The following is a 10,336-nucleotide window of genomic DNA, read 5'->3' as shown; positions in this document are numbered from 1 at the left end:
AGCAACGCCGTAGCCGATTACATTTGCTTTGTCTGCATCATGACGATAAGGAATAACCGATGACACACAAATTACTCCATCATGCTGTCACCTCTGTGTTGTTTGGCAGCGTACTTGTCTGTTCATGGGGCAGTCAGGCTGAGGATAACAATACGCGTTTGTATCGTCCCGTGGATAACTGGCAGGTCGATGGTGCCAACGGTGCGCTGTATGTGTCGGGTTCATTGACCGAAAGTCCGTGCCGTTTAGCGATGACCTCGGCGTATCAAGCGGTTGAATTGGGCAATACCGAAACCGCGGAACTGAAAGCCGTGGGGGATAAAGGGCGTGCAACGGCGTTTCACCTTGAACTGCAAGACTGTATCGAAGTGAACAGTGCCTTGGAAAACGTCCAAACTGGGCAAACCGCGTGGAGCAGCACTCAACCAGCCGTGAAAATCCGTTTTATTGCGCCAACGGTACCGTGGATGCCGGATTTTGCCAGAGTGACTGGCGCACAAGGGATTGGTTTAGTACTGAGTGATAAGGCAGGGCAAATCTTGCCTTTAAATCAGAATAGTAATCCAGATCTGCTGCCGTCAGGGCAATCGACACTGACCTATTATGTTTCACCGGTACGTACGGCACAATTGATGCAGCCAGGAGCGTACTCTGCGCTGATTTCTTTTGAAATGTTGTATGAATAAAGGATGACATGTATGAAAGGAATAAAGCGAGATATCAGGCTGAAAACAATCGTGCTGATGATGTGGGGCATGGTCAATTTATTTATTGGGTGTGGATATAGCCAAGCTGCATCAGATAGTGTGAATTTTAAAGTCAAGATAGAGATCCAACAAAAAACATGTGATGTGAATGATAACAATCCCATACATGTGGATTTTGGCGACATGATTATTAAGAACATTGATGGGGCGATGTACGAGCAACCAATCCCTTATACCTTGGATTGTGATGATGCGAGTAGCACTCAAGGACTCAAGCTACAAATTTCCGGTAACGCAGCCAATTTTAATAGTAATTTGCTACGTACCTCTGAGCCTAATTTAGGGCTGCGTTTTAAATACAATAATATCGTATTTGCACGTAATGCTTGGATAGATTTTACTTATGGCTCCCAGCCTAATTTAAGTGTTGTGCCAGTTGCGTATGGTCAAGATGGGTTGAACGACGGTGATTTTACCGCATCCGCCACCTTTAATGTGGAGTATCAATGATGCAACTCAATAAAAGAACTCTGATATTAGCGGTAAGCATGCTGTTTAATGCCTCGTTCGTGCAAGCGGTACCGATGACTTTTGGTGGCACTCTGATTGGTAATCCACCATGTGATATTACTGGGGATGATGACCCCGTATCGGTAAAGTTTGGGGATGTGGGGATTTCACGCATTGATGGAGTGAATTATGCCCAACCTTTTACACTTACGGTCACGTGCGGGGCTGATTTAGGTAACAGTGTAGCGCTATTTATGGGGTATGACGGAATGAATGCCGATTTTGATGATAGGGCTTTGCAAACCAGTCGGGAAGGGCTAGGCATTTTATTGTCGTATAACGGCGCGGTGATCAAACCGGATAATGGCGATATTCCTGTCACTATGTCCAGTCATGGGGTGATGACCTTACCTTTAGTGGCCGTACCCGTGAAAGACAGTAACCCAGCATTAGTCCTGTTGGAAGGCCCATTTAATGCGACGGGAACTGTCGAAATACGTTACCCGTAGAAAGGGAAAATCGATGAAAACACACCATTATATTCGTGGTATCGCTGCCTTATTAGCAGGTGGACTGGTGGTGACGAGTACTACTGTGATGGCGGAGAGCTCAACCCGAATTAACTACAGCGGTACGTTAATTGCGCTACCGTGCACCATTGTACCCGGCATGGAAAATCTGTATGTGGATATGGGGATCACTGCCACAAAATCACTGTACCGTTTTAACCGGACAGCCGGCAAAGTGATTGAGTTTTATCTGGAAGACTGTGATACCTCGTTAGGGAATGCGGTAACTGCCACCTTTACCGGACCGATGACATCCGAAGGATTATTGCAATTTACGCCGAGCAGTGAAGCTAAAGGGGCAGGAATAGGGCTAGAGTATTTAGATGGACGTCCTATTCCGATTAATGATGGCAATGTTTATAAAGTCCCTATTCGTGATGGGGATATGACCATTCGGATGAAAGCGTATGTACAAGGCGAAGCTAATGCATTGGCGAATAAAACCTTAGTACCCGGTGAGTTTAACGCAGTGCTGACGTATACGATGAGTTATGAGTAAGTATGGAATTGATATATCACTTAGTAAGGTTAATGTTGAAAAATAAGAATGATTATCATAAGGATATCAGACGAAATGCATAAAAAACAGGCTATTCAAGCTGAGCCAAATCCAGTAGTTTGGTTAAGGCGTATCTTACAAAGCATTATCATTTTCATGGTGTTAACTTCCGCGTCAATGGCAGATCAGTGGAGATCGCAAGGTAATGTGGGGACTGCTAGTGATTGTAACAAGAATAATGCTATAGCTGTGTGTTTACTCATTGACAATGCATCATATGATATTTCTATGGGTGATGTTATCACAGTGAAAGCTTCTAATGGAGCGAATGTGGCTGCACAATGGCAAGGAGTTACGATTTCTTACCAAGGGCGCATTGGATCACAATTTACACAATATCCTTTGTGTGAGAGTGGTAAATGCGAGGTCGCTGTTATTGCTGGTCAGATTTCTTCAGATTGTACTCCGCAAGGCTGCTTTACTGGTACACTTCCTTATCCAAATAATGGTTGCCAGTACATGGGAAGCAATTGTTCACAACTAGCTGGAACATATGCTTGGTGGGCACCAGCATATGGCGGTAATTCAAATGATTTTTCAGGATTTGGTTCTATCGTAAAAAAGGTGAATAATATCCAAGGGAGTACTTCTCGACCTTTATGGGTGTTGGTTGTAGATGGTCCTACAGGTAACTACACTTTACCAGGAGGAGGGGGTGCTTATGGGTATCGTCAAAATGAGCCAATTCCAATGGCTTTGGCTGCGACTAGTGAGTTATCAAAGGGTACGCTCGCTGGGGTTGGTGCATCTGCGGGAGTTGAACTTATCATTGTTGCCCCTCCAGTGGAAATACCTGATGTATATTGTAACTTTACTACTGACGGTGATATTGATTTAGGTATTGTAGATTCAAGTAATGCCAATAATCGTTACTCTCAAACTTATCTATATTCACAATGTACCGATGACGCAATCGTGACAGCAAAAATACAAAAGTCAGGTGGTGGAAACAATCTACTACAAATGGGTGGCTTAAACCTACGTGTTATTTTTGATAATAGTTCAGATACGAAAACTTACTCTGCCAATACCAATCGGGATTCACAAATTATTTGGGGGCAAGTCACTAGTGTGGGAACATTAACACCGGGAGAATATTCACAATCTATGATTGTTTATCTTAATTATGAGTAAGTATTATATGGGGCATTAGATTTGGTTTTATTTAATTCTGTACCAGTAGGATGAATTTAATGTAACTAAATATATAATAGAGAAAATAAAAGGTTATCAAGTTATATCTTGATAGTTGATGTGAAAAACATCAAGTCTAATTAAGAATGTAGATAATATAAGCGCTGATAATTATGATTTTAAAAATTATCGTTTGACGTAGGAAATAATATTTAGCGTGATGGCTGTTTTTATGACATGGTCTCGCATGTTGCATCACTCATATTGTTTTTTATGTTTTTTTAATCTGCTTTATTCTCTGTAATGAAGGTTTATTAGTATTGTTTTTAAATTGTTTTATATAGAAAGAAATATAGAGTCAGAGTTTCTCTGTCTCTATATGGTGTCGCACGTTTATATCATTATAAAAGAGGTTCAATATGAAAATTAAATTAGCATCTATCGCTGCACTAATGTTAGCGGCTGGCGTTGCAAGTTCTGCAATGGCGGCAACAACAACTACAGTGACATTTAAAGCACAATTACAAAAAGGAACTTGTGATATCGCAACAAGCTCTGGCTCGATTGTTGATTTTGGGGTTTTCACCACTGAAAGTGTAACGCAAGGTCCAACAACCGCTATTGCGAATAAAGATTTTAACTTAGTACTGACTAACTGTGCTGGTGCAGAAACTACCTCTGGTGCTTTAAGCCTATATGCAGATGGTCAAGCAAGTATCTTTAATCCAAATCTTTTTGCTAATACAGATGCAAAAACATTAGCCGTGGGAATTAAAACTAACCCTGCTTCAGGTACAGCGACTGAAATTAAACCAAATCAATTAATCAGCGTGAACCAATCACTGATTATGAGTGAGGATGATCAAGGTGCTGTGACGGATGTGGATGGTAATGCGGTGAATTTACTTCCAATGAAGGCTGACCTGTTTGCACTAAATGGTGCTAATGATACCGATATCCTGAATGTACCGGTTATCTTTAGCGTCGCGTATAACTAATTAAGGTAGGGTGATTACAGTTTGTAATCACCCTAATAAGAATTTATGAAAAATATATTACCGTCAAAAATTTGGTTATTTATTATTGTTGCCAATTTCTTATTGCTAAATAATTTCGCTTATTCTGCGGGTGTCGGTATTGATGCTACACGCATTATTTATCCACAAGGGGAAAAAAGTGTATCGGTGACACTCAGAAATAATGATGAAAAAATCAATTATCTGACGCAAATTACCATTGCGAGTGAACAATACCCTGACGCTTTTGACGTCGCACCGCCTTTATTTCGTTTAGAAAAAATGAGCCGACAAGATGTGCGCATTATGTTGGTCAATAATCAACTCCCTAAAGATAGAGAATCGGTTTTTTATTTTAAAGCACGAATGGTACCCGCGAGAGATAAAAACAGTGAAGGGGTGATCATCGGTTTTGATAATATTATTAAATTATTTTATCGGCCGACAGATTTAAAACAAACAGCTAAAGAAGCACAGTCATCGCTAGTATTTAAAAATGTTGGTAATAAAACTGAGGTTATCAATCGTTCCCCTTATTACATCAGTCTATATAACGTGACGCTGAATAATAAAGCGATGGTGATTAATTCAGAGAATAAAAATAACATGATAGCACCATTTTCAAGTATTAATTTTGACCTAAAAACGCCGACAGGGGCGATAGCAAAATGGACCGCAATTAATGATTTGGGAGGCTATGATGGCTATTCAACAGAAATTCAATAAATGTTTTTTAGGATTATTATTGCCCGTAGTTTTATTACCGAATATCAGTTTAGCCGATGAAAGTGCAACGATTTATTTTAGTGGCACGGTGGCCAATGCCACGTGTGAATTTTCAGCCGATAGCGATCAGGAAGTAATTTTTGATGAGCCGTTTAGTAGCAGTGTACTGAGTGCATTACAGCCGGGCGAAGAGAGTGATTATCGCAAGCCTTTTACGGTGGAATACAGCTGTGAAGGGATCTCAGAGGACACCGAATCCATCGATATTGTGATTACCCCATTAAGCAGTACACACATAAAAAATAACGTGTTGTATGAAGATAGCGCGATCAATGTGGGCTTTTTATTGATGAACTGCGGTGATGACAATGGTGCGTGTGAGGAAGTGATTTTCTCGGGGGATGAGGCCACGGTCGAATCAGGGACAGGGGAGCACTATTTTGAAGTCGTTGCTGCAAAAATTGATGATCAAACCATAACCTCAGGTGATATTGATGCTGCCATTGAACTCTCATTACAAATCCCGTAATAGGAAAAAATATGGAGTGATTTTTTCCTTCATATTGTGTTTTTTTCTGCCTGTTCTCGTGAATGCAGATAACGACTCGATCCATTTTGAATTTACAGCATATGTTGATCAGGAGCCTTGTGAAATTATTGTTGAAGATCTTTATGCTGCGACGGATGAAATAGATTTTGGCATTGTTTCCATTCAGGACATTATTGATCAAACGCAGACAAGACAGTTTGAGATCATTTTGCAAGATTGTGAAGGTGACTTTTCAACCAGTTCTATTCAAATGACCTCGGGCAGCACCGTTGATGGTTCAAATGACTATGTATTTAATAGCGATCCCGATGCTTATTTTGGTGTCGCGATCATGGATGAAGATGAACAAGAATATTTTTCAATCGGGGATATCGTCTTTGATCAGATTGAAGATGGCGATGAGCATATTATCTTAACCGCGGTATTAGCCTGTTATGATCGCGGACAAGGTTGCTTGAAAGATGAAGTGGGTGACTTTTCTGCGCATGTCACTTTTAGTTATTTATCAGATTAAGGCGATTAAGATGAAAAAAATAACGCTTATTGCTCTGTTATTCTTTAGTACTTTTTTAGCTGATGCCGCTGGATTAAGTTTAAATAAGACACGGATTATTTTTAACGAGGGAGATAAATCGGCATCGGTTACCTTTAAAAATAATGTGGACTCCCCTTTTCTGGTTCAGAATGAAATTTATGATGTGGATAATAAGAAAAGTGACTTTTTTATTATTACGCCAGCTATTTTTAGGGTTGAAAAAAACTCGACATTTATGATGCGTCTCTTTCCTTCATCATTAAATTTATTACCGAAAGATCGTGAAAGTGTTTTTTATTTTAGCTCAAGAGCGATCCCACCAAAAAGAAATGATGAAAGAAGCAGTGGAAAATTATCTATCGTCACCAATTTGGTGATTAAACTGTATTATCGACCTAAAAATTTGCCAATGACGGCGAAAGAGTCGTATGAAAAGCTCTCTGTGAGCTATGAAAAGAATGTATTAACTATTCATAATCCTACCCCATATTATACGACATTGGTCGATATGAAGGTGAATAATACGCGTAAAATAAAGAATAAAATGGTCGCGCCATATTCCCATATCACCCTACCGGATATGACAGGGTTAAATACGTTCTCATGGCGGATCATGAATGATTATGGGGGGACCACTAAGCCCTATCTCTTTGAAAGTAAGGCTCAAAAATGAAACTAACGTCACTTATTGTATTATTTTTAGGTCTAGTTAACTTTCATCAGGCGATAGCAAAAAATACCAGCAGTGGTTTGCGCTTTCCGAGTGAAAGACTCGTTTTTCATCAAGAAAGCCGCGGGTTATCATTCTTATTAAAGAATAATGATCAGAATGCTTACCTTGTTCAAGCGGATATTGCAGTTCCTGATGAATCGACAGGTCTGAATGTGAAAAAGGAAAATGCAATTCCTTTTATTATCACACCTCCCTTATATCGGTTAGAGGCAAAGTCAGAATACAGTTGGCAAATTAAAAAGATTGATAATTTAAAAAAATTACCACAAGACCGAGAGTCGGTATTTTTTATTCGATTAAAAGCCATTCCTCCGAAAGGCACTAAAAATACCGTTAACTTTAAAAAAATGGATGGGAATTTAACATTATCAAAAGTATTACATTATAAATTTTATTATCGCTCAGAGACGATTAAAAATCTTAAAATTGCCAACGTTAAAGATAAATTAAAGTTTACCGTGTCTGAAGGGAAATTGATTGTTGATAATCAATCTCCGCTGTATTTAACGTTGGGTAAATTAGCGGTTGGTCAACATCAAATTGACAATATGCAGCTATTTAAATTAATTCCGCCTTTTGGGCAACAAAGCTATCCGTTACCGAAAGGAAATTATGCTAATGCGATAGTGAAATGGCGATTATTAAATGAATTTATGCTGGAAATACCAGAGCAAACGCAAAAACTATAAAAAATAACTGAGAGATAACTATGAAATTATATACGTCGTCTAAGATGAAAAATAATCTTTTTTATCTAAGCTTTATTTCTTATTGTCTTGGCGTTGCGGGTTACTCTTATGCTGAGGATTTCTTTGATCCAAAACTATTATCTCTACAGTCAGGGGTCGATCCAAATTCAATTGATTTATCCCAATTTGAAAAAGCCAATAGCGTGCCTGAAGGTAAATACAATATTACTGTATTTATTAATAAAAGAGATATGGGCAGTATGGACATCACGTTTGTAAAAGGCCGTGATGGAAATGTTTCCGCTGAATTCACGAAGCCCATGCTCGGGGAACTGGGCGTGAATTTAGCGTCGAGCCCAATGTTACAAAAGCTCGCTGATGATGAAAAGATCACCGCATTAGGGGATTACATCCCTGACGCGTTTGTGAAAACCAATTTGTCTAAACTGAGCATGGAAATCAGTATTCCGCAAATTTACATGGATAATCGTGCTAATGGGTATATGCCCGCAGGGATGTTGGAAAATGGGATCCCTGCCATTTTGCTGTCTTATCAGCTTAATGGGAGCCACAGCCGTAATCAATCTCAGCGGGAAACACAAAACAATGACAATGCCTTTTTGAGTTTACGTGGCGGTGTCAATTTAGGGGCTTGGCGTTTGCGCTCAAATTATCGTTATTATTATTCGAACTCGGATGGACGCCGTAATTACACCAACCGTACCTCAACTTTTTCCAATACCTATGTGATGCGAGCGATTAACGCGTTACGGGGTGAGTTGTTAGTGGGTGAAAGTTCAACGGGCAGTAACGTGTTTGACAGCATTCCGTTTAAAGGTATTAAGCTGTTTTCGAATGACAAAATGCTGCCTTCTAGTATGCGTGGATTCGCGCCGGAAATTAATGGTATCGCGCAATCCAATGCGCGGATCACGGTCAGTCAAAATGGCAATGTGGTGTATCAGACTTATGTTGCACCAGGACCGTTTAGCATTAAAGATTTATACCCAACGGGCTCGTCAGGGAATTTGCAGGTCAATATTAGCGAAGAAGATGGCTCGGAGAGAACCTTTGTTTACCCGTACTCTTCATTACCGGTGATGTTAAGACCTGGCGGTATAAAATATGAAGTGACGGCGGGGGAATATAACGGCAATTTAACCCGTTCGTCTAAACGCGCCAAATTTTTGCTCAGTAGCCTTGTTTATGGCTTGCCGCATGATGTGACTGTATACGGTGGGGGGCTATTCTCTAAAGATTATTTTTCAGGCGTAATGGGGACGGGGATTTCTTTAGGGAACTTTGGTGCCTTGTCTGTGGATATTACCCATGCCGCGGCGTCTTTTGTCTCTGGTGATCGAAAAGAAGGTCAATCTTTTAGGATTAAATATTCAAAAAGCTTAACCTCTACAGGAACTAATGTCGATTTAACCGCATTACGTTATTCCACACGTCATTTCTTCAGCTTCTCGGATTTTAATACCCATAATTATCAGCTCAATGATGGTGTGGCACCTTGGTTAGGATTACGCCAACGTTCCAGTTTCCGAACCGCGCTGTCACAATCATTGGGCAAATATGGTTCGATTTATTTAAGTGGCAGTCGTACCGATTATTGGGACTCCAATACTGAAACTACCCAATTATCGACAGGGTATAACGGGAATTTTAAAGGGGTGAATTACAACGTCAGTTATGCGATTGACTACAGAAAATCCGATAGCCGCAATGATTGGCCTAAAAACCATCAAATTTCCTTCAATGTGAATGTGCCTTTCAGTTTATTTACCAATGAAGAGCACTTACGCAATATGAGCAGTAATTATTATATTTCCAAAAACAACCGCGGTAACTATAGCCAGCAAGTCGGGCTGCACGGTTCCTTATTGGACAGAGACTTGTCTTATTCTGTTTCACAGAGTATGGGGAATAACAACCAAGAAAGTAATAGCGCGATCAGCCTGAATTATAACACCTCAAAAGGCAGTTTTTCTGGGGGATATAACTATTCATCAAGTTCTTCTTCGGTCAATGCGGGGGTTAATGGTGGGATGGTGATCCATTCAGGGGGCGTGACACTGGCACGCACCTTAGGTAACTCCGTGGTATTGGTGGAAGCGCCGGATGCGGACGGCACTTTGTTGAATCAAGGCAATGCCAAAATCGATATGTTTGGTTATGCGGTGGCACCGAACGTTAACGAATACGCCAAAAACACCATTGGTTTGAATGTGAATACGTTACCGGACGACGTGACGTTACCAAAAACTTCGCAAAATGTGTATCCAACCAAAGGGGCGGTAGTAAAAGCCAAGTTCCCAACACGTGTCGGGATGCAGGCGTTGATTTCACTAACCTATCAAGGCGGTACGATCCCATTCGGGGCGATTGCTAAGCTGGTTGATGATGAGGCAATTGAAGAGAACACCAGTATTGTGGGTGATAACGGCCAGCTTTACATGAGTGGGTTACCGGATTCGGGCACCTTACTGATCCAATGGGGGAACGGTCACAATGCATCGTGTGGTGCGCATTATACGCATTTGAAAGATATTGCAGTAACTGAAGACAACCCGATTAGAAAAATTAGCTTAGCGTGTCAGTGAAT

General features: G+C 40.5%; 12 protein-coding genes. All 12 read left to right on the top strand.

Translation table 11 applies throughout. From position 1 onward, the window contains the following. Positions 1–59: 59 nt before the first annotated feature. The 12 genes from SC428_RS14990 to SC428_RS14935 all read left to right on the top strand — a co-directional run bounded on the left by SC428_RS14990 (position 60) and on the right by SC428_RS14935 (position 10,334). Positions 60–686: a fimbrial protein gene (locus tag SC428_RS14990; protein WP_070926727.1), complete on the top strand. Its 627-nt coding sequence runs from the start codon at positions 60–62 to the stop codon at positions 684–686. A 12-nt stretch (positions 687–698) separates the two neighbouring features. Further along, positions 699–1,217, top strand: coding sequence for a fimbrial protein (locus SC428_RS14985; RefSeq protein WP_175442507.1), 519 nt, complete (start codon positions 699–701; stop codon positions 1,215–1,217). Beyond that, positions 1,214–1,726 carry a fimbrial protein gene (locus SC428_RS14980; RefSeq protein WP_318708495.1) on the top strand — a complete coding sequence of 171 codons (513 nt, stop codon included), beginning with the start codon at positions 1,214–1,216 and terminating at the stop codon, positions 1,724–1,726. Before SC428_RS14985 ends, SC428_RS14980 begins: the two co-directional genes overlap by 4 nt. Before the next feature lie 13 nt (positions 1,727–1,739). Then, positions 1,740–2,285, top strand: coding sequence for a fimbrial protein (locus SC428_RS14975; RefSeq protein ID WP_318708492.1), 546 nt, complete (start codon positions 1,740–1,742; stop codon positions 2,283–2,285). A 75-nt stretch (positions 2,286–2,360) separates the two neighbouring features. Next, complete coding sequence (locus tag SC428_RS14970; RefSeq protein ID WP_318708490.1) at positions 2,361–3,479, top strand: hypothetical protein; 1,119 nt, start codon at positions 2,361–2,363, stop codon at positions 3,477–3,479. A 419-nt stretch (positions 3,480–3,898) separates the two neighbouring features. Next, the gene (locus SC428_RS14965; protein WP_070926720.1) at positions 3,899–4,477 is read left to right on the top strand and encodes a fimbrial protein; all 579 of its coding nucleotides are present in this window, start codon (positions 3,899–3,901) and stop codon (positions 4,475–4,477) included. 45 nt (positions 4,478–4,522) lie between these two features. Further along, complete coding sequence (locus SC428_RS14960) at positions 4,523–5,221, top strand: molecular chaperone (RefSeq protein WP_318708488.1); 699 nt, start codon at positions 4,523–4,525, stop codon at positions 5,219–5,221. Next, a complete protein-coding gene (locus SC428_RS14955) occupies positions 5,196–5,750 on the top strand; it encodes a fimbrial protein (RefSeq protein ID WP_318708486.1) in 555 nt (184 codons plus the stop codon). Before SC428_RS14960 ends, SC428_RS14955 begins: the two co-directional genes overlap by 26 nt. A 16-nt stretch (positions 5,751–5,766) precedes the next feature. Then, a complete protein-coding gene (locus tag SC428_RS14950; RefSeq protein ID WP_318708484.1) occupies positions 5,767–6,285 on the top strand; it encodes a fimbrial protein in 519 nt (172 codons plus the stop codon). Between the two features lie 10 nt (positions 6,286–6,295). After that, positions 6,296–6,979, top strand: a complete 684-nt coding sequence (locus SC428_RS14945; protein WP_318708482.1) for a molecular chaperone — start codon at positions 6,296–6,298, stop codon at positions 6,977–6,979. Next, entirely contained in the window at positions 6,976–7,728 is a 753-nt protein-coding gene (locus SC428_RS14940) for a molecular chaperone (protein WP_318708479.1), read from the top strand. The genes SC428_RS14945 and SC428_RS14940 overlap by 4 nt, the downstream gene beginning before the upstream one ends. A 20-nt stretch (positions 7,729–7,748) precedes the next feature. After that, positions 7,749–10,334, top strand: a complete 2,586-nt coding sequence (locus SC428_RS14935) for a fimbria/pilus outer membrane usher protein (protein ID WP_318708477.1) — start codon at positions 7,749–7,751, stop codon at positions 10,332–10,334. Positions 10,335–10,336: the final 2 nt, after the last annotated feature.

This window comes from Providencia sp. 2023EL-00965 (assembly GCF_033550225.1).
Classification (GTDB): domain Bacteria; phylum Pseudomonadota; class Gammaproteobacteria; order Enterobacterales; family Enterobacteriaceae; genus Providencia; species Providencia manganoxydans.
The sequence above is the reverse complement of the archived record's forward strand: the minus strand, read 5'-3'. Positions and strand labels throughout refer to the sequence as shown.

Excerpts from the sequence above, each read along its gene's own strand:
- SC428_RS14945 (WP_318708482.1), top strand. The coding sequence starts at position 6,296 with ATGAAAAAAATAACGCTTATTGCTCTGTTATTCTTTAGTACTTTTTTA.
- SC428_RS14980 (WP_318708495.1), top strand. The coding sequence starts at position 1,214 with ATGATGCAACTCAATAAAAGAACTCTGATATTAGCGGTAAGCATGCTG.
- SC428_RS14940 (WP_318708479.1), top strand. The coding sequence starts at position 6,976 with ATGAAACTAACGTCACTTATTGTATTATTTTTAGGTCTAGTTAACTTT.
- SC428_RS14975 (WP_318708492.1), top strand. The coding sequence starts at position 1,740 with ATGAAAACACACCATTATATTCGTGGTATCGCTGCCTTATTAGCAGGT.
- SC428_RS14960 (WP_318708488.1), top strand. The coding sequence starts at position 4,523 with ATGAAAAATATATTACCGTCAAAAATTTGGTTATTTATTATTGTTGCC.
- SC428_RS14970 (WP_318708490.1), top strand. The coding sequence starts at position 2,361 with ATGCATAAAAAACAGGCTATTCAAGCTGAGCCAAATCCAGTAGTTTGG.
- SC428_RS14965 (WP_070926720.1), top strand. The coding sequence starts at position 3,899 with ATGAAAATTAAATTAGCATCTATCGCTGCACTAATGTTAGCGGCTGGC.
- SC428_RS14935 (WP_318708477.1), top strand. The coding sequence starts at position 7,749 with ATGAAATTATATACGTCGTCTAAGATGAAAAATAATCTTTTTTATCTA.
- SC428_RS14985 (WP_175442507.1), top strand. The coding sequence starts at position 699 with ATGAAAGGAATAAAGCGAGATATCAGGCTGAAAACAATCGTGCTGATG.
- SC428_RS14955 (WP_318708486.1), top strand. The coding sequence starts at position 5,196 with ATGGCTATTCAACAGAAATTCAATAAATGTTTTTTAGGATTATTATTG.
- SC428_RS14990 (WP_070926727.1), top strand. The coding sequence starts at position 60 with ATGACACACAAATTACTCCATCATGCTGTCACCTCTGTGTTGTTTGGC.